Raw genomic sequence first — 16,943 nt, 5'->3', positions numbered from 1 at the left:
AGCCCTTGTCCGGCCGTGGTCCCCCGTGGTCCGGCCTGTACGCCGTGACGTGCCGACACCGGGTGCCGTTGGACACGAGCACGACGGAGGTGGGCGCGCATGGGCGTGGACAGTGGTGGGACGGGACAGGCGGAGGGCACGACGGACGGTGCGGACGGTCCGCGCTGGGACGCCGGCCTGGAGGACGACTCCGGTGCGGTGATGAAGGCGGTCGGCCGGCAGATCAAGCTGTGGCGCGAGGCCGCCGGCCTGCGACAGGCGGAGCTGGGCGCGGCCATCGGGTACAGCGAGGAGATGGTCTCCTGCGTCGAGCGCGGCAGACGGGCCCCGAAGCCCGAGTTCCTGGACAACGCGGACCGGGTCCTGGGGGCGGACGGGAAGATCGCCGCGATGCAGGGGGACGTGGCGGAGGCCCGGTACCCGAAGAAGGTGCGGGATCTGGCCAAGCTGGAGGCCGGGGCGGGCGAGTTGGGCGCGTACAGCAATCACAACATGCATGGCCTGCTCCAGACGGAGGAGTACGCACGCGCTTTGTTCGCCATGCGTCGACCGGCGTACGGCGAGGACGAGATCGACAGGCACGTGGCCGCACGTATGGCCAGACAGGTCATCTACGACCGTCGACCTGCCCCTCTGCTCACCTTTGTCCTCGAAGAGGTGACGCTCCGGCGTCCGATCGGCGGCAGGATGGTGTTGCTACGTCAACTCGAACGCCTGTCGACAATCGGGCAGTTGCGGCATGTGGAGATCCAAGTGATGCCGACGGGCTGCGAAGAGCACGCCGGAATGGCCGGAGAGCTCCGGGTATTGAAGATCAACGACGGTACGACGGTGGGCTACTCGGAAGCGCAGCTCACCAGCCGTCTGATCTCCGATCCCCGGGAGGTCCACATTCTCGAAATGCGGTATGGAATGATCCGTGCCCCGGCGCTCACGCCGCGTGAGTCCCTGGCCTTCATCGAGAAAGTGCGGGGAGAGACATGACCCTCAAGTCCGCTGCCGGAGACGCTTCCGCGCTGATATGGCACAAGAGCAGCTACAGCAGCAACGACGGCCCCGACTGCGTCGAGGTCGCGACCACCCTCCGTACGGTCCACGTGCGCGACTCCAAGAACGTGCCGGGCCCGCAGCTGGGGTTCACCCCCGGCGCCTGGGCGGACTTCCTCTCGCACACAGCCGGAAGCTGACTCCGCTGGCCCGAACCGCAGAGGTCCCCCGCCCGAGCCCGGGCGGGGGACCTCTGCGGTTCGGGCCAGCGGCGTGTCTACGGCGCGTGCGGTTCTCGGCAGGTCCGTCCACCGCGTCGGATCGCTCTCGGATCAGACGGTCGAAGATGGGTCACGCCCCTCTCCGCGCCCAGGTCCCGATCCGACTGCGCAGCTCCTGCCCGGTGGGCCGGTCAGGCGGGGCGGCGCAGTCCCTCGATGAGGAGTGCGACCAGTCTGCGGGCGTCGTACTGCGCGTCGCTCTCCGCGCCGATGCAGAGGTTCCCGACGCCCCGCATGAGCTCGTAGGCCTTCAGGTCGGAGCGGATCTCGCCGGACTCGGCCGCCGCGTCGAGCAGTTGGGCGCACACCGGCAGAAGACGGTCGAGGAACGAGGAGTGGAGGGCCTCGAAGCCGGGGCTGTCGGACTGCAGGACGGCGGCGAGTCCGTGCTTGGTGACCAGGAAGTCGACGAAGAGGTCGACCCACTTCCCCAGTGCGGCGTGCGGAGTCGGGCCGGCCGCCAGCAGTGCGGGGCCGGCCTCGGCGCAGGCCTCGATCTGGTGCCGGTAGACGGCGACGATGAGATCCGCCCGTGTCGGAAAGTGGCGGTAGATCGTGCCCATTCCCACGCCGGCCCGGGCCGCGATGTCGCGTACCGGTGCTTCCACGCCGACCTCCACGAAGACCGCCGCGGCCGCGTCGAGCAGCGTCTCCTCGTTGCGCCGGGCGTCCGCCCGCTTGGATTTGGACCGGCCCGTGGCCTGCCCGGCGCCCTCGTCACTGTCGTTCACCGCGCCACTCCTTCCCCTGCTCGTCCCGCACTGGCCTTGCGAAGCGGAACGCTGCTCCGTATTGTTAACGGAGCAGCGTTCCGCTTGCTCATGATGTCAGAGCAGCGGCCCCGCGGCCAAGCCATGCGTTGTCACCACGCTCCCATCCGCAACGGAGGAACAAGGCCATGCAGTACCGCACTCTGGGCCGTACCGGCGTCCAGGTCAGCTCCCTCGCGCTCGGCGCGATGAACTTCGGCGCCATCGGGCGCACCACCCAGGCCGAGGCCACCGCCATCGTCGACGCCGCTATCGAAGGCGGCGTCAACCTCATCGACACCGCCGACATGTACAGCGCCGGCGAGTCGGAGGAGATGGTCGGCAAGGCCATCGCCGGCCGTCGCGACGACATCGTTCTGGCCACGAAGGCGGGCATGCCGATGGGTGGCGAGCGCAACCACCAGGGCGCCTCGCGCCGCTGGCTGGTCACCGAACTGGACAACAGCCTGCGCCGTCTCGGTGTCGACCACGTCGATCTCTACCAGATCCACCGGTGGGACCCCCGGACCAGCGACGAGGAGACCCTGTCGGCACTGACCGATCTCCAGCGCGCGGGAAAGATCCGCTACTTCGGTTCCTCCACCTTCCCCGCGTACCGCATCGTGCAGGGCCAGTGGGCCGCGCGCGAGCACCACCTCGGCCGGTACGTCACGGAGCAGCCCAGCTACTCGATCCTGCAGCGCGGCATCGAAGCCGACGTGCTGCCCGTGACAGAGGAGTACGGACTCGGTGTGCTCGCCTGGAGCCCGCTGGCCTCGGGCTGGCTGTCCGGCGCGGTCCGTGAGGGCCGGCCCGTCACCACCAGCCGATCCGCGCTCATGCCGGAACGGTTCGACACCTCCATCCCCGCCAACCGGGCCAGGCTCGACGCCGTCGAGAAGGTTGCCGCGGTCGCCGACGAGGCCGGCCTGACCATGATCCAGCTGGCGCTCGCGTTCGTGACCGGGCACCCCGCCGTGACCAGCGCGATCATCGGCCCTCGCACCCTGGAGCACCTGCACGCGCAGCTCGCCGCAGCCGACACCGTGCTCTCCGCCGACGTGCTCGATGCGTTGGACGGGATCGTCGCTCCCGGTGTGGACCTCGCCGCGCACGAGAAGTTCGACACCCCGCCGGCGCTGCTCGACCCGTCCCTGCGGCGCCGCTGACCGTGCGGGAGGCGGTCCGGGCAGGCGGGCGGCTCGGGCAGGCGGGCGGCCCGGAGCGCACCCGGTGGACGTCCACCGCGACCGCGTCGCGGTGAAGCCGTGGCGTTCGTACCGCTGACGTGCGCAGGCGCACTCGCAGGCGGAGCGGTACGCCTGCGGTCCGGTCCGGTCCGGTCCGGTGCGGGCCAGGAGCCGGGCGGGGACGGCGGTGGTCCTCGCCCGGCACAGCACCGGCCCTTACGGGGCTTGGGTGAACACGTCCTCGGCTGTCGCGGCGGTGAGCGCGCGCAGCAGCCAGCGGTCGAGCGTCTCGGTGTCGGTGCAGGCGTGCACACGGTCACGGATGGCACCGGAGACCGCGATCCCGCGGCGCTCGAGCACCTTCACCACAGCCTCCGCCAGCCCCTCCGCCTTGCCCTCTGCCTTGCCCTCCGCGATGCCCTCCGCGAGGCCCTTGGCCTTGCCCTCCGCGATGCCCTGGGCCAGGCCTTCGGCACGCAGTCGCTGGGAGGTCTCCGAGCGGAAGAATGAGAGGTCGATGGCCATGAGGTCCCTCCAGATCTGAGCGGCCGGGGTCGTGCCCAGCCCGAGTTCGGTGAGTTCGCCGAAGACGAGCGCGGTGTCTTCGTCGACTGTCTTCAGTGCGGTGGCCAGCGCTTCGAGTATGGCAGGCGCATTCACGTCCTTACCATGTGTAATCGCCGAAAAGGTGGCCAGTGGCAGATCGCGCGCCGCCACCGACGGATCGGTCACGGCCGGCACGTTGTGCGGGCCCAGGACCAGCGGCCGTGCGATGAGCGACGGCCATTCCGGCGGTCCGACACGGATGGGCCGCGCGGCCCAGCGCGCTGTGGGCTCGTCCTGGCAGACGACCAGCAGCACGGGATCGATGCCGTACTTGGCGTTGAGGTGGGCGAGGTAGTACGTCCAGCTGCTGGGCTTGGCCGGGTCCTTCCTGCCCTGCGCCTCGACGGCCAGGAGATAGGGCCTGCCGTCGGCCGTCTCCACCCGCAGCAAGGTGTCCAGGCGCCGTTCCAGGGGCTGGGTCTCGGTGAGATCAGTGGTGAGAACCGACACCGCGACCGTGTCGGGGAAAGGGATGCCCAGGGTCCTGAACGTCCTGGTGAAGATGCCCGGGTCTTCCTGGAAGATCCGGTGCATCGCCTCGTGCGATGAGTTGACCATGGTCCGGACCCTAGAGGGAGGATTCTCCTGGCATATGCCAGATTGCGATCTTTTCACCCGATTCGGGGATGCATCGCACGATCGCGCGATTACGAGGGAGAGGTCCGAGAAGGCTCCGGAAAGGTGCTTGCGTTTGAGTGCTCCCACGCAAGGGGTAGGATCCTGGGCCCGATTGGCCAGGCCGCCGACCCGTATGGCACACTAGCCAGGTTGCTCGGTTGAGTGTCAATGCTGCGCGCCTCCCGCCGGGAGGACCGGAAGCGAGTCCCACAGTACTCGTCGGCCCCCAGGGCCGGACGTACGGGAATCTTCCGGGAAGCGTCAGTGGGGCACCGACCAGGCGCCCGGTGGGGTTTCGCCCCCGGCAGCGCGGTTTCGGCCCGCACCCCCTTGGTTGGGAAATCCTTCGGGACTTCTACGTAGAGGGGATGCGACACGCCCGACCGCGTGGGTCGGAGGCGGAGTTACGAGAACTCCCGGGAGCCAGAGCGTGATCGAGAGACAGGACTACTAGTAGCCATGGCGGGACAGAAGATCCGCATCCGGCTCAAGGCCTACGACCACGAGGTCATCGACTCCTCGGCGAAGAAGATCGTCGAGACGGTGACCCGCACTGGTGCGTCGGTCGCAGGCCCGGTGCCGCTGCCCACTGAGAAGAACGTGTACTGCGTCATCAAGTCGCCGCACAAGTACAAGGACTCGCGCGAGCACTTCGAGATGCGCACGCACAAGCGCCTCATCGACATCCTCGACCCCACGCCGAAGACGGTTGACTCGCTCATGCGTCTCGACCTGCCGGCGGGCGTCGACATCGAGATCAAGCTCTGAGGTGACGCGCGAGATGGCAAAGAACATTAAGGGCGTCCTGGGCGAGAAGCTCGGCATGACCCAGGTCTGGGACGAGAACAACCGGGTCGTCCCGGTGACCGTCGTCAAGGCCGGGCCCTGTGTCGTCACCCAGGTCCGCACCAACGACAGCGACGGCTACGAGTCGGTCCAGATCGCCTTCGGCGAGATCGACCCGCGCAAGGTGAACAAGCCCCTCAAGGGTCACTTCGCCAAGGCCGACGTCACCCCGCGCCGCCACCTGGTGGAGCTCCGCACCCCTGACGCCAGCGAGTACACGCTGGGCCAGGAGGTCACTGCCGAGGTGTTCGAGTCCGGCGTCAAGGTCGACGTCACGGGCAACAGCAAGGGCAAGGGCTTCGCCGGTGTCATGAAGCGTCACAACTTCAAGGGCCTCGGCGCCGGACACGGCGTCCAGCGCAAGCACCGTTCCCCCGGTTCGATCGGTGGCTGCGCCACCCCTGGGCGTGTCTTCAAGGGCATGCGCATGGCCGGCCGGATGGGCAACGAGCGCGTCACCACCCAGAACCTGACCATCCACGCGGTTGACGCGGAGAAGGGTCTGCTCCTCATCAAGGGCGCGGTCCCCGGTCCGAACGGCGGCCTCGTCCTGGTCCGTACCGCGGCCAAGGGGGCTTGAGGTAATGAGCACCATTGACATCCTTTCGCCGGCAGGCGACAAGGCCGGTACCGTCGAGCTCCCCGCGGAGATCTTCGACGCGAAGACCAGCGTTCCGCTGATCCACCAGGTCGTCGTCGCACAGCTGGCAGCTGCCCGTCAGGGCACGCACAAGACCAAGACCCGCGGCGAGGTCCGTGGTGGTGGGCGCAAGCCGTACCGCCAGAAGGGCACCGGCCGCGCGCGCCAGGGTTCGACCCGCGCGCCGCAGTTCGCCGGCGGTGGCGTCGTCCACGGCCCGCAGCCGCGTGACTACTCCCAGCGCACCCCGAAGAAGATGAAGGCCGCCGCCCTGCGCGGTGCCCTCTCGGACCGGGCGCGTCACTCCCGCATCCACGTCGTCACCGGCGTGGTCGAGGGTGGGATCTCCACCAAGGCCGCCAAGACGCTGCTCGGCAAGATCTCGGAGCGCAGCAACCTGCTCCTGGTCGTCGAGCGTGCCGACGAGGCCGCGTGGCTGTCCGCGCGCAACCTGCCCCAGGTGCACATCCTGGAGCCGGGCCAGCTGAACACGTACGACGTGATCGTCTCTGACGACGTGGTCTTCACCCAGGCCGCTTTCGAGTCCTTCGTGTCTGGCCCCCAGACCGCTGAGACCGAAGGGAGTGCCGCCTGATGAGTGAGGCGACCGTCACCAGCTCGACCATTACGAGCAAGACCTACTCGGACCCGCGCGACGTTCTCGTCAAGCCGGTCGTTTCCGAGAAGAGCTACGCGCTGCTCGACGAGAACAAGTACACGTTCATCGTCGCGCCCGGCTCCAACAAGACCCAGATCAAGCAGGCCGTGGAAGCGGTCTTCTCGGTCAAGGTCACCGGGGTCAACACGATCAACCGGCAGGGCAAGCGCAAGCGCACCAAGACCGGCTTCGGCAAGCGCGCTGACACCAAGCGCGCCATCGTGACCCTCGCCGAGGGCGACCGTATCGACATCTTCGGCGGCCCGACCTCCTAGTGAGGTCGAGTCGTCCGGAATCGGACGAGGACTGAGAAATGGGTATCCGCAAGTACAAGCCGACGACCCCGGGCCGTCGTGGCTCCAGCGTCGCCGACTTTGTCGAGATCACGCGGTCCACGCCGGAGAAGTCGCTGGTCCGCCCCCTGCACAGCAAGGGCGGCCGTAACAACGCCGGTCGTGTGACCGTTCGCCACCAGGGTGGTGGCCACAAGCGCGCCTACCGTGTGATCGACTTCCGTCGTCACGACAAGGACGGCGTGCCGGCCAAGGTCGCGCACATCGAGTACGACCCGAACCGCACCGCGCGCATCGCGCTGCTGCACTACGCGGACGGCGAGAAGCGTTACATCGTCGCCCCCCGTGGTCTGTCGCAGGGTGACCGCGTCGAGAACGGGCCGACCGCAGACATCAAGCCGGGCAACAACCTGGCGCTGCGGAACATCCCGGTCGGTACGACCATCCACGCCATCGAGCTGCGGCCCGGCGGCGGTGCGAAGTTCGCCCGTTCCGCGGGTGCCTCCGTGCAGCTGCTGGCGAAGGAGGGCTCCATGGCCCACCTTCGTATGCCGTCCGGCGAGATCCGGCTGGTCGACGCCCGCTGCCGCGCCACCATCGGCGAGGTCGGCAACGCCGAGCAGTCGAACATCAACTGGGGCAAGGCCGGCCGCATGCGCTGGAAGGGCGTTCGCCCGACCGTCCGCGGTGTCGCGATGAACCCGGTTGACCACCCGCACGGTGGTGGTGAAGGCAAGACCTCCGGTGGACGTCACCCGGTCTCGCCGTGGGGTCAGAAGGAGGGTCGTACTCGCTCGCCGAAGAAGGCATCGAGCAAGTACATCGTCCGCCGCCGCAAGACGAACAAGAAGCGCTAGGAGCGGGTTTAGATGCCGCGCAGTCTCAAGAAGGGGCCCTTCGTCGACGGCCACCTCATCAAGAAGGTGGACGTACAGAACGAGGCAGGCACCAAGAACGTCATCAAGACCTGGTCCCGTCGCTCGATGATCGTCCCGGCCATGCTGGGTCACACCATCGCGGTGCACAACGGCAAGATCCACGTCCCGGTGTTCGTCACCGAGTCGATGGTCGGCCACAAGCTCGGCGAGTTCTCGCCGACTCGCACCTTCCGCGGCCACGTCAAGGACGACCGGAAGTCGAAGCGCCGCTAACCGCGGGGTGGAAACGACTATGACTTACACCGAAGGGACAACCATGGAAGCCAGGGCCCAGGCGCGGTACATCCGCGTCACGCCCATGAAGGCCCGCCGAGTGGTGGACCTCATCCGTGGCATGGACGCCACGGAGGCTCAGGCGGTCCTGCGTTTCGCCCCGCAGGCCGCGAGCGTGCCGGTTGGCAAGGTGCTGGACAGCGCCATCGCCAACGCCGCACACAACTACGACCACACCGACGCCTCTTCGCTGGTCATCAGCGAGGCGTACGTGGACGAGGGCCCGACCCTGAAGCGGTTCCGTCCGCGTGCTCAGGGCCGTGCCTACCGGATCCGTAAGCGGACCAGCCACATCACCGTGGTCGTCAGCAGCAAGGAAGGAACCCGGTAATGGGCCAGAAGGTTAACCCGCATGGGTTCCGACTCGGCATTACCACGGACTTCAAGTCCCGTTGGTACGCCGACAAGCTGTACAAGGACTACGTCAAGGAAGACGTTGCCATTCGTCGCATGATGACGAAGGGCATGGAGCGGGCCGGCATCTCCAAGGTGGAGATCGAGCGCACCCGTGACCGCGTCCGCGTGGACATCCACACCGCCCGCCCGGGCATCGTCATCGGCCGCCGCGGCGCCGAGGCCGACCGCATCCGTGGCGAGCTGGAGAAGCTGACCGGCAAGCAGGTCCAGCTGAACATCCTCGAGGTCAAGAACCCCGAGGTGGACGCTCAGCTGGTGGCCCAGGCCGTCGCCGAGCAGCTCTCCTCCCGCGTCTCCTTCCGTCGTGCCATGCGCAAGAGCATGCAGAGCACGATGAAGGCCGGCGCCAAGGGCATCAAGATCCAGTGCGGTGGCCGCCTCGGCGGCGCCGAGATGTCCCGCTCGGAGTTCTACCGCGAGGGCCGCGTGCCCCTGCACACGCTCCGCGCGAACGTCGACTACGGCTTCTTCGAGGCCAAGACGACCTTCGGCCGCATCGGCGTGAAGGTCTGGATCTACAAGGGCGACGTCAAGAACATCGCCGAGGTTCGCGCCGAGAACGCCGCGGCCCGCGCCGGCAACCGTCCGGCTCGTGGCGGCACCGACCGCCCGGCCGGCCGCGGTGGCCGTGGTGGCGAGCGTGGCGGCCGCGGCCGCAAGCCGCAGCAGTCCGCGCCGGCAGCGGAGGCCCCCAAGGCCGACGCTCCCGTCGCCGCTGCTCCGGCTGAGAGCACCGGAACGGAGGCCTGACCGACATGCTGATCCCCCGTAGGGTCAAGCACCGCAAGCAGCACCACCCGAAGCGCAGCGGTATGTCCAAGGGTGGCACGCAGGTTGCGTTCGGCGAGTACGGCATCCAGGCGCTGACCCCGGCGTACGTGACGAACCGCCAGATCGAGGCAGCTCGTATCGCGATGACCCGCCACATCAAGCGTGGCGGCAAGGTCTGGATCAACATCTACCCGGACCGTCCCCTGACGAAGAAGCCCGCCGAGACCCGCATGGGTTCCGGTAAGGGTTCTCCCGAGTGGTGGATCGCGAACGTCAAGCCCGGTCGGGTGATGTTCGAGCTGTCCTACCCGAACGAGAAGATTGCTCGTGAGGCGCTCACCCGCGCTGCTCACAAGCTTCCGATGAAGTGCCGGATCGTTCGGCGCGAGGCAGGTGAGTCGTGATGTCGGCCGGTACCAAGGCGTCCGAGCTGCGCGAGCTGGGCAACGAGGAGCTCCTCAACAAGCTCCGCGAGGCCAAGGAAGAGCTGTTCAACCTCCGCTTCCAGGCGGCGACGGGACAGCTCGAGAACCACGGTCGGCTCAAGTCCGTCCGTAAGGACATCGCCCGGATCTACACCCTGATGCGCGAGCGCGAGCTGGGCATCGAGACGGTGGAGAGCGTCTGATGAGCGAGAAGACTGTGACTGAGACCAACACTGACCGCGGTTTCCGCAAGACCCGCGAGGGTCTGGTCGTCAGCGACAAGATGGACAAGACCGTCGTCGTCGCCGTCGAGGACCGCGTCAAGCACGCGCTGTACGGCAAGGTCATCCGCCGTACCAACAAGCTCAAGGCCCACGACGAGCAGAACGCTGCAGGCGTCGGCGACCGCGTTGTCATCATGGAGACGCGTCCGCTGTCCGCCACCAAGCGCTGGCGCATCGTCGAGATCCTCGAGAAGGCCAAGTAATCCCTGAGGGGGTCTCCCCTCAGGACAGTTCCGCCAGGCTCGGCAGGGGCTTCCTCACCGAAGCCCCTGCCGGGAACCGGCAGACGATCAGGAGATAGACGTGATCCAGCAGGAGTCGCGACTGCGCGTCGCCGACAACACGGGTGCGAAGGAAATTCTCACCATCCGTGTTCTCGGTGGCTCGGGTCGCCGCTACGCGGGTATCGGTGACGTCATCGTCGCCACCGTCAAGGACGCGATCCCCGGTGGCAACGTGAAGAAGGGTGACGTCGTCAAGGCCGTCATCGTTCGCACCGTCAAGGAGCGTCGTCGTCAGGATGGCTCGTACATCCGCTTCGACGAGAACGCCGCTGTCATTCTCAAGAACGACGGCGACCCCCGCGGCACCCGTATCTTCGGCCCCGTGGGCCGAGAGCTGCGCGAGAAGAAGTTCATGAAGATCATCTCGCTCGCGCCGGAGGTGCTGTAAGCATGAAGATCAAGAAGGGCGACCTGGTACAGGTCATCACCGGTAAGGACAAGGGCAAGCAGGGCAAGGTCATCGTCGCCTTCCCCGCCCAGGACCGTGTCCTCGTCGAGGGTGTCAACCGGGTCAAGAAGCACACCAAGGCCGGTCAGACGGCTCGCGGCTCGCAGACCGGTGGCATTGTCACCACCGAGGCCCCGATTCACGTCAGCAACGTTCAGCTGGTCGTGGAGAAGGACGGCAACAAGGTCGTCACCCGCGTCGGCTACCGCTTCGACGACGAGGGCAAGAAGATCCGCGTTGCCAAGCGGACCGGTGAGGACATCTGATGACGACCACCACTGCGCCGCGTCTCAAGACGCGCTACCGCGAGGAAATCGCCGGCAAGCTGCGTGAGGAGTTCTCGTACGAGAACGTCATGCAGATCCCCGGTCTGGTCAAGATCGTGGTCAACATGGGTGTGGGCGACGCCGCCCGCGACTCCAAGCTGATCGACGGTGCCGTCAGGGACCTCACCACGATCACCGGCCAGAAGCCCGCCGTCACCAAGGCCCGCAAGTCGATCGCGCAGTTCAAGCTGCGCGAGGGGCAGCCGATCGGCTGCCACGTCACCCTCCGCGGTGACCGCATGTGGGAGTTCCTGGACCGTACGCTGTCGCTCGCGCTGCCGCGTATCCGTGACTTCCGTGGCCTGTCGCCGAAGCAGTTCGACGGCCGTGGCAACTACACCTTCGGTCTCACGGAGCAGGTCATGTTCCACGAGATCGACCAGGACAAGATCGACCGGGTCCGGGGCATGGACATCACCGTGGTCACCACGGCGACCAACGACGACGAGGGTCGTGCCCTGCTTCGTCACCTCGGCTTCCCGTTCAAGGAGAACTGACCGTGGCGAAGAAGGCTCTGATCGCTAAGGCCGCCCGTAAGCCGAAGTTCGGCGTTCGCGGGTACACCCGCTGCCAGCGCTGCGGCCGGCCCCACTCCGTCTACCGCAAGTTCGGCCTGTGCCGCGTGTGCCTTCGTGAGATGGCTCACCGTGGCGAGCTGCCGGGCGTGACCAAGAGCTCCTGGTAACTCCCCTTCGCCCCTTGGGCGTAGGGAGTACCAGAAGCTCTCGGTAAGTATCCGGTCGGCAGGAGCCCCGCTCTTCATGCCGTAGGCTTGAAGGGTTGGGCGCCTGCCGCCCTGACCGACTTACTACGCCGTAGGTCCCCGCACCGCACCCGTCCCGCCACTGAGTGGGGAGAGGGATGGCGCATACAGGAAACCCCGGCGAGAGAGGCCGAAGGCCAACTCATGACCATGACTGATCCCATCGCAGACATGCTCACGCGTCTGCGCAACGCGAACTCGGCGTACCACGACGATGTCGCGATGCCGCACAGCAAGATCAAGTCGCACATCGCGGAGATCCTCCAGCAGGAGGGCTTCATCACCGGCTGGAAGGTCGAGGACGCCGAGGTCGGCAAGAGCCTCGTTCTCGAGCTGAAGTTCGGGCCGAACCGCGAGCGTTCGATCGCCGGCATCAAGCGCATTTCGAAGCCGGGTCTGCGTGTATACGCAAAGTCCACCAACCTGCCGAAGGTTCTCGGCGGCCTGGGCGTGGCGATCATCTCCACGTCCCACGGTCTCCTGACCGGCCAGCAGGCCAGCAAGAAGGGCGTAGGTGGGGAAGTCCTCGCCTACGTCTGGTAGTCGGGAACGGAGGAACAGCTCATGTCGCGAATCGGCAAGCTCCCCATCCAGGTTCCCGCCGGTGTGGACGTCACCATCGATGGCCGCACGGTCGCGGTGAAGGGCCCCAAGGGTTCCCTCTCGCACACCGTCGCAGCGCCGATCGAGGTCACCAAGGGTGAGGACGGCGTGCTCAACGTCGTCCGCCCGAACGACGAGCGTCAGAACAAGGCCCTCCACGGCCTGTCCCGCACGCTGGTGGCGAACATGATCACCGGCGTGACCGCGGGATACAGCAAGGCGCTCGAGATCAGCGGTGTCGGTTACCGCGTCCAGGCGAAGGGCTCCAACCTGGAGTTCGCCCTGGGCTACAGCCACCCGATCCTCATCGAGGCCCCCGAGGGCATCACCTTCAAGGTCGAGTCGCCCACGAAGTTCAGTGTCGAGGGCATCGACAAGCAGAAGGTCGGCGAGGTCTCGGCGAAGATCCGCAAGCTGCGGAAGCCCGACCCGTACAAGGCCAAGGGCGTCAAGTACGCCGGCGAGGTTATCCGCCGCAAGGTCGGAAAGGCGGGTAAGTAAGCCATGGCATACGGTGTAAAGATCGCCAAGGGCGATGCGTACAAGCGTGCCGCCCTCAAGCGCCGCCACATCCGCGTCCGCAAGCACATCTCCGGTTCGCCGGAGCGGCCGCGCCTGGTTGTGACGCGTTCCAACCGCCACATGGTGGCTCAGGTCATCGACGACATCGCGGGCCACACGCTCGCGTCGGCGTCGACCCTGGACGCTTCCATCCGCGGTGGCGAGGGTGACAAGAGCACTCTGGCCAAGCAGGTCGGCGCACTTGTCGCCGAGCGTGCCAAGGCCGCAGGCGTCGAGGCCGTCGTCTTTGACCGCGGTGGCAACCAGTACGCCGGGCGGATTGCCGCTCTGGCTGACGCCGCCCGTGAAGCCGGGCTGAAGTTCTAAGCCCCGGTTCCTACGCACAGCGGACGTAACAGAGAGAGGTAAATCCAATGGCTGGACCCCAGCGCCGCGGAAGCGGTGCCGGTGGCGGCGAGCGGCGGGACCGGAAGGGCCGTGACGGTGGCGCCAGCGCCGCCGAGAAGACCGCGTACGTCGAGCGCGTCGTCGCGATCAACCGCGTCGCCAAGGTTGTGAAGGGTGGTCGTCGCTTCAGCTTCACCGCGCTGGTCGTGGTGGGCGATGGTGACGGCACCGTCGGTGTCGGATACGGCAAGGCCAAGGAAGTTCCCGCGGCCATCGCCAAGGGCGTCGAGGAAGCCAAGAAGAGCTTCTTCAAGGTCCCGCGTATCCAGGGCACCATCCCTCACCCGATCCAGGGCGAGAAGGCTGCGGGCGTCGTCCTGCTCAAGCCTGCTTCCCCGGGTACCGGTGTGATCGCGGGTGGCCCGGTGCGCGCCGTTCTGGAGTGCGCCGGCGTTCACGACATCCTGTCGAAGTCGCTCGGTTCTTCGAACCCGATCAACATCGTGCACGCGACCGTGGCGGCCCTCCAGGGCCTGCAGCGTCCCGAGGAGATCGCGGCCCGCCGCGGTCTGCCCCTCGAGGACGTCGCCCCCGCGGCTCTGCTCCGTGCGCGTGCGGGAGCGGGTGCGTAATGGCTCGCCTCAAGATCACGCAGACGAAGTCGTACATCGGCAGCAAGCAGAACCACCGCGACACACTGCGTTCGCTCGGGCTCAAGCGCCTGAACGACGTGGTGGTCAAGGAGGACCGCCCCGAGTTCCGCGGAATGGCTCAGACCGTCCGCCACCTCGTGACGGTTGAGGAGGTTGACTGACATGGCGGAGAACAGCCCGCTGAAGGCCCACAACCTCCGGCCTGCCCCGGGCGCCAAGACCGCCAAGACCCGTGTGGGTCGTGGTGAGGCGTCCAAGGGTAAGACCGCAGGCCGTGGTACCAAGGGTACGAAGGCTCGTTACCAGGTTCCGGAGCGCTTCGAGGGTGGGCAGATGCCCCTCCACATGCGTCTCCCGAAGCTCAAGGGCTTCAAGAACCCGTTCCGCACCGAGTACCAGGTCGTGAACCTGGACAAGCTCGCGACGCTCTACCCCGAGGGTGGAGAGGTCACGGTGGCCGACCTGGTCGCCAAGGGCGCTGTGCGTAACAACCACCTCGTCAAGGTCCTCGGACAGGGCGAGATCTCCGTGGCGCTGCAGGTTTCGGTTGACGCCGTCTCCGGCTCCGCCAAGGAGAAGATTGCCGCCGCGGGCGGCACCGTCACCGAACTCGTCTGAGACAACTCGGACAGGACGATGGCCTGAACATCCGACCGGGGATGCCTCTCATATGGGGCATCCCCGGTTGGTCGTTCCTAGGGGGGCATGTCCGCCGGTAAGGTGGCGTGCACTTGCTGTGGTACGTCCTGGGCAAACGCCCGGGGATCCTTTGGCTGTTACGTAATCGTCGATCCTCAAGACCGTCACCTCACGCTTTTGCGCGGGGGTCGCAGGAGGCACCGTGCTCACCGCGTTCGCCCGGGCGTTCAAGACGCCCGACCTGCGCAAGAAGCTGCTCTTCACGCTCGGCATCATCGTGCTCTACCGTCTCGGTGCGCACATTCCCGTACCGGGGGTGAGCTACGAGAACGTCCAGATTTGTGTTGATCAGGCAAGCAAGGGCAACAACAGCCTCTTCGGCCTGGTGAACATGTTCAGCGGTGGTGCACTGCTGCAGATCACGATCTTCGCGCTCGGAATCATGCCGTACATCACGGCCAGCATCATCCTTCAGCTGCTGACCGTCGTCATCCCCCGTCTCGAGGCCCTCAAGAAGGAGGGGCAGTCGGGCACGGCCAAGATCACGCAGTACACGCGTTATCTGACCGTCGCGCTGGCCATCCTCCAGGGCACCGGGCTGGTGGCAACCGCCCGCAGCGGCGCGCTGTTCAGCGGCTGCCCGGTCGCCGACCAGATCGTCCCGAACCAGTCGATCTTCACCACCGTCGTCATGGTGATCACCATGACCGCCGGCACCGCCGCCGTCATGTGGCTCGGTGAGCTCATCACGGACCGCGGCATCGGCAACGGCATGTCGATCCTGATGTTCATCTCGATCGCGGCCAGCTTCCCCGGCGCCCTGTGGGCCATCAAGGAGAGCGGCAAGCTGGCTGACGGATGGATCGAGTTCATCACGGTCATCCTGATCGGCTTCGTGATGGTGGGTCTCGTCGTCTTCGTCGAGCAGGCCCAGCGCCGCGTCCCGGTGCAGTACGCGAAGCGGATGATCGGGCGCCGGTCGTACGGCGGTACGTCCACCTACATCCCGCTGAAGGTGAACCAGGCGGGTGTGATTCCCGTCATCTTCGCTTCTTCGCTGCTCTACATCCCTGCTCTAATCGTTCAGTTCTCCAATTCCACTGCGGGCTGGGCGACCTGGATCCAGAATCACTTCGTCAAGGGCGATCACCCCTACTACATCGCGACGTACTTCCTGTTGATCGTGTTCTTCGCCTTCTTCTACGTGGCGATCTCGTTCAACCCCGAGGAAGTCGCCGACAACATGAAGAAGTATGGTGGCTTCATCCCGGGTATCCGGGCTGGTCGACCTACTGCTGAGTACCTGAGCTACGTGCTCAACAGGATCACTTGGCCGGGATCGCTGTACCTGGGTCTGATCGCTCTTGTGCCGACGATGGCGTTGGCGGGCTTCGGTGGCGCGAACCAGAACTTCCCGTTCGGCGGGACGAGCATCCTGATCATCGTGGGTGTGGGTCTGGAAACCGTGAAGCAGATCGAGAGTCAGCTCCAGCAGCGCAATTACGAAGGGTTCCTCCGCTGATGCGAATCGTCCTCGTCGGGCCGCCCGGTGCCGGCAAGGGAACGCAGGCTGCGTACCTTGCCCGGAATCTATCGATTCCGCACATCTCCACGGGCGACCTCTTCCGCGCCAACATCAGCCAGGGCACCGACCTTGGCAAGCAGGCCCGCGCCTACATGGACGCGGGACAGCTGGTGCCGGACGAAGTCACCATCGGCATGGCCCGGGACCGCATGGCTCAGCCGGACGCCGCAGGCGGCTTCCTGCTGGACGGCTTCCCCCGCAACGTGGGGCAGGCCGAGGCGCTGGACGAGATGCTCCTGAGCGAGAGCCTCAAGCTGGACGCGGTCCTGGACCTCGAGGTCCCCGAGGACGAGGTGGTCAAGCGCATCGCCGGCCGCCGCATCTGCCGTAACGACAGTGCGCACGTGTTCCACGTGACGTACAACCCGCCGGAGGCCGAAGGCGTCTGCGACGCCTGCGGCGGTGAGCTGTACCAGCGCGACGACGACACCGAGGAGACGGTCCGTACCCGTCTCGAGGTCTACCACACGCAGACCGAGCCGATCATCGACTACTACCGGGCCCAGGGCCTGGTCGTGACGATCTCCGCGCTCGGCAAGGTCACCGACGTGACCGCGCGGGCCATGGAGGCCCTCGAGAAGTCCGACGAGGGCTGACCGACCCCGTTCCACATCACGGCCGGCCGCGGCGCCCGCGGGCGCCGCGGCCGCCGGTTTTCGCCGGATCGTGGGGTACGGCCGCCCGTCCCCCACCGCACCCCGAAAGGCGCCGCGCCAAGGTGCAGATCAAGACCCCCGAGCAGATAGCGACAAATGGC

At 66.7% G+C, this 16,943-nt stretch carries 28 protein-coding genes; 26 read left to right on the top strand and 2 right to left on the bottom strand.

The window, feature by feature from the left end:
* The first annotated feature begins 99 nt into the window (after window positions 1-99).
* Both ACH4VO_RS16615 and ACH4VO_RS16610 read left to right on the top strand, forming a co-directional pair.
* Window positions 100-984 (top strand): helix-turn-helix transcriptional regulator, encoded by an 885-nt coding sequence (locus tag ACH4VO_RS16615; protein ID WP_360997672.1) that lies wholly within the window; start codon window positions 100-102, stop codon window positions 982-984.
* Complete coding sequence (locus ACH4VO_RS16610) at window positions 981-1,187, top strand: DUF397 domain-containing protein (protein WP_360997670.1); 207 nt, start codon at window positions 981-983, stop codon at window positions 1,185-1,187. Before ACH4VO_RS16615 ends, ACH4VO_RS16610 begins: the two co-directional genes overlap by 4 nt.
* A 212-nt stretch (window positions 1,188-1,399) precedes the next feature.
* Here the strand turns inward: ACH4VO_RS16610 and ACH4VO_RS16605 are convergent, their stop codons facing one another.
* Window positions 1,400-1,999, bottom strand: coding sequence for a helix-turn-helix domain-containing protein (locus ACH4VO_RS16605; protein ID WP_360998256.1), 600 nt, complete (start codon window positions 1,997-1,999; stop codon window positions 1,400-1,402).
* A 167-nt stretch (window positions 2,000-2,166) separates the two neighbouring features.
* On the opposite strand from ACH4VO_RS16605, the gene ACH4VO_RS16600 reads away from it, so the two are divergent.
* Entirely contained in the window at window positions 2,167-3,186 is a 1,020-nt protein-coding gene (locus tag ACH4VO_RS16600; protein ID WP_360998254.1) for an aldo/keto reductase, read from the top strand.
* Window positions 3,187-3,423: 237 nt separating this feature from the next.
* On the opposite strand, the gene ACH4VO_RS16595 is transcribed toward ACH4VO_RS16600, so the two are convergent.
* Entirely contained in the window at window positions 3,424-4,371 is a 948-nt protein-coding gene (locus tag ACH4VO_RS16595; protein WP_360998252.1) for a hypothetical protein, read from the bottom strand.
* Between the two features lie 519 nt (window positions 4,372-4,890).
* Between ACH4VO_RS16595 and rpsJ the strand changes: the two genes are divergently transcribed.
* The 23 genes from rpsJ to ACH4VO_RS16480 all read left to right on the top strand — a co-directional run bounded on the left by rpsJ (window position 4,891) and on the right by ACH4VO_RS16480 (window position 16,782).
* Entirely contained in the window at window positions 4,891-5,199 is a 309-nt protein-coding gene (rpsJ, locus tag ACH4VO_RS16590) for a 30S ribosomal protein S10 (protein ID WP_003948644.1), read from the top strand.
* 13 nt (window positions 5,200-5,212) lie between these two features.
* Complete coding sequence (gene rplC / locus ACH4VO_RS16585) at window positions 5,213-5,857, top strand: 50S ribosomal protein L3 (RefSeq protein WP_069172055.1); 645 nt, start codon at window positions 5,213-5,215, stop codon at window positions 5,855-5,857.
* A 4-nt stretch (window positions 5,858-5,861) separates the two neighbouring features.
* Window positions 5,862-6,512 carry a 50S ribosomal protein L4 gene (gene rplD, locus ACH4VO_RS16580; RefSeq protein ID WP_069171157.1) on the top strand — a complete coding sequence of 217 codons (651 nt, stop codon included), beginning with the start codon at window positions 5,862-5,864 and terminating at the stop codon, window positions 6,510-6,512.
* Window positions 6,512-6,850 (top strand): 50S ribosomal protein L23, encoded by a 339-nt coding sequence (gene rplW, locus ACH4VO_RS16575; RefSeq protein WP_031096361.1) that lies wholly within the window; start codon window positions 6,512-6,514, stop codon window positions 6,848-6,850. Before rplD ends, rplW begins: the two co-directional genes overlap by 1 nt.
* Window positions 6,851-6,888: 38 nt before the next feature.
* Window positions 6,889-7,725, top strand: coding sequence for a 50S ribosomal protein L2 (rplB, locus tag ACH4VO_RS16570; protein WP_360998249.1), 837 nt, complete (start codon window positions 6,889-6,891; stop codon window positions 7,723-7,725).
* Between the two features lie 12 nt (window positions 7,726-7,737).
* Window positions 7,738-8,019, top strand: a complete 282-nt coding sequence (gene rpsS / locus ACH4VO_RS16565) for a 30S ribosomal protein S19 (RefSeq protein ID WP_003966956.1) — start codon at window positions 7,738-7,740, stop codon at window positions 8,017-8,019.
* A gap of 43 nt (window positions 8,020-8,062) precedes the next feature.
* Complete coding sequence (rplV, locus tag ACH4VO_RS16560; RefSeq protein WP_004571827.1) at window positions 8,063-8,410, top strand: 50S ribosomal protein L22; 348 nt, start codon at window positions 8,063-8,065, stop codon at window positions 8,408-8,410.
* Window positions 8,410-9,246: a 30S ribosomal protein S3 gene (gene rpsC / locus ACH4VO_RS16555; RefSeq protein ID WP_360998247.1), complete on the top strand. Its 837-nt coding sequence runs from the start codon at window positions 8,410-8,412 to the stop codon at window positions 9,244-9,246. Before rplV ends, rpsC begins: the two co-directional genes overlap by 1 nt.
* Before the next feature lie 5 nt (window positions 9,247-9,251).
* Complete coding sequence (gene rplP, locus ACH4VO_RS16550; RefSeq protein ID WP_014047785.1) at window positions 9,252-9,671, top strand: 50S ribosomal protein L16; 420 nt, start codon at window positions 9,252-9,254, stop codon at window positions 9,669-9,671.
* Window positions 9,671-9,895 carry a 50S ribosomal protein L29 gene (gene rpmC, locus ACH4VO_RS16545; protein ID WP_014047786.1) on the top strand — a complete coding sequence of 75 codons (225 nt, stop codon included), beginning with the start codon at window positions 9,671-9,673 and terminating at the stop codon, window positions 9,893-9,895. The genes rplP and rpmC overlap by 1 nt, the downstream gene beginning before the upstream one ends.
* The gene (gene rpsQ / locus ACH4VO_RS16540; protein WP_069171155.1) at window positions 9,895-10,179 is read left to right on the top strand and encodes a 30S ribosomal protein S17; all 285 of its coding nucleotides are present in this window, start codon (window positions 9,895-9,897) and stop codon (window positions 10,177-10,179) included. The genes rpmC and rpsQ overlap by 1 nt, the downstream gene beginning before the upstream one ends.
* A gap of 100 nt (window positions 10,180-10,279) precedes the next feature.
* Window positions 10,280-10,648 carry a 50S ribosomal protein L14 gene (gene rplN, locus ACH4VO_RS16535; RefSeq protein WP_003966950.1) on the top strand — a complete coding sequence of 123 codons (369 nt, stop codon included), beginning with the start codon at window positions 10,280-10,282 and terminating at the stop codon, window positions 10,646-10,648.
* A 2-nt stretch (window positions 10,649-10,650) separates the two neighbouring features.
* On the top strand, window positions 10,651-10,974 hold the full coding sequence (gene rplX, locus ACH4VO_RS16530; RefSeq protein ID WP_014047788.1) for a 50S ribosomal protein L24: 324 nt from the start codon (window positions 10,651-10,653) through the stop codon (window positions 10,972-10,974).
* On the top strand, window positions 10,974-11,531 hold the full coding sequence (gene rplE / locus ACH4VO_RS16525) for a 50S ribosomal protein L5 (RefSeq protein WP_018550615.1): 558 nt from the start codon (window positions 10,974-10,976) through the stop codon (window positions 11,529-11,531). The genes rplX and rplE overlap by 1 nt, the downstream gene beginning before the upstream one ends.
* Window positions 11,532-11,533: 2 nt before the next feature.
* Window positions 11,534-11,719: a type Z 30S ribosomal protein S14 gene (locus tag ACH4VO_RS16520; RefSeq protein ID WP_003948630.1), complete on the top strand. Its 186-nt coding sequence runs from the start codon at window positions 11,534-11,536 to the stop codon at window positions 11,717-11,719.
* A gap of 222 nt (window positions 11,720-11,941) precedes the next feature.
* Complete coding sequence (gene rpsH / locus ACH4VO_RS16515) at window positions 11,942-12,340, top strand: 30S ribosomal protein S8 (protein WP_014154584.1); 399 nt, start codon at window positions 11,942-11,944, stop codon at window positions 12,338-12,340.
* Between the two features lie 21 nt (window positions 12,341-12,361).
* Window positions 12,362-12,901 carry a 50S ribosomal protein L6 gene (gene rplF / locus ACH4VO_RS16510; protein WP_147959075.1) on the top strand — a complete coding sequence of 180 codons (540 nt, stop codon included), beginning with the start codon at window positions 12,362-12,364 and terminating at the stop codon, window positions 12,899-12,901.
* Window positions 12,902-12,904: 3 nt separating this feature from the next.
* Window positions 12,905-13,288: a 50S ribosomal protein L18 gene (gene rplR, locus ACH4VO_RS16505; RefSeq protein WP_069171153.1), complete on the top strand. Its 384-nt coding sequence runs from the start codon at window positions 12,905-12,907 to the stop codon at window positions 13,286-13,288.
* A 47-nt stretch (window positions 13,289-13,335) separates the two neighbouring features.
* Entirely contained in the window at window positions 13,336-13,941 is a 606-nt protein-coding gene (gene rpsE / locus ACH4VO_RS16500) for a 30S ribosomal protein S5 (protein ID WP_056796577.1), read from the top strand.
* Window positions 13,941-14,123 carry a 50S ribosomal protein L30 gene (gene rpmD / locus ACH4VO_RS16495; protein ID WP_267012760.1) on the top strand — a complete coding sequence of 61 codons (183 nt, stop codon included), beginning with the start codon at window positions 13,941-13,943 and terminating at the stop codon, window positions 14,121-14,123. The genes rpsE and rpmD overlap by 1 nt, the downstream gene beginning before the upstream one ends.
* Window position 14,124: 1 nt before the next feature.
* Window positions 14,125-14,580 carry a 50S ribosomal protein L15 gene (gene rplO, locus ACH4VO_RS16490; RefSeq protein ID WP_014047794.1) on the top strand — a complete coding sequence of 152 codons (456 nt, stop codon included), beginning with the start codon at window positions 14,125-14,127 and terminating at the stop codon, window positions 14,578-14,580.
* A gap of 223 nt (window positions 14,581-14,803) precedes the next feature.
* Window positions 14,804-16,123: a preprotein translocase subunit SecY gene (gene secY / locus ACH4VO_RS16485; RefSeq protein ID WP_069171152.1), complete on the top strand. Its 1,320-nt coding sequence runs from the start codon at window positions 14,804-14,806 to the stop codon at window positions 16,121-16,123.
* Window positions 16,123-16,782, top strand: coding sequence for an adenylate kinase (locus ACH4VO_RS16480; RefSeq protein ID WP_360998243.1), 660 nt, complete (start codon window positions 16,123-16,125; stop codon window positions 16,780-16,782). The genes secY and ACH4VO_RS16480 overlap by 1 nt, the downstream gene beginning before the upstream one ends.
* Window positions 16,783-16,943: the final 161 nt, after the last annotated feature.

Source organism: Streptomyces sp. NPDC020780 (genome assembly GCF_044334475.1).
Lineage (GTDB): Bacteria > Actinomycetota > Actinomycetes > Streptomycetales > Streptomycetaceae > Streptomyces.
The sequence above is the reverse complement of the archived record's forward strand: the minus strand, read 5'-3'. Positions and strand labels throughout refer to the sequence as shown.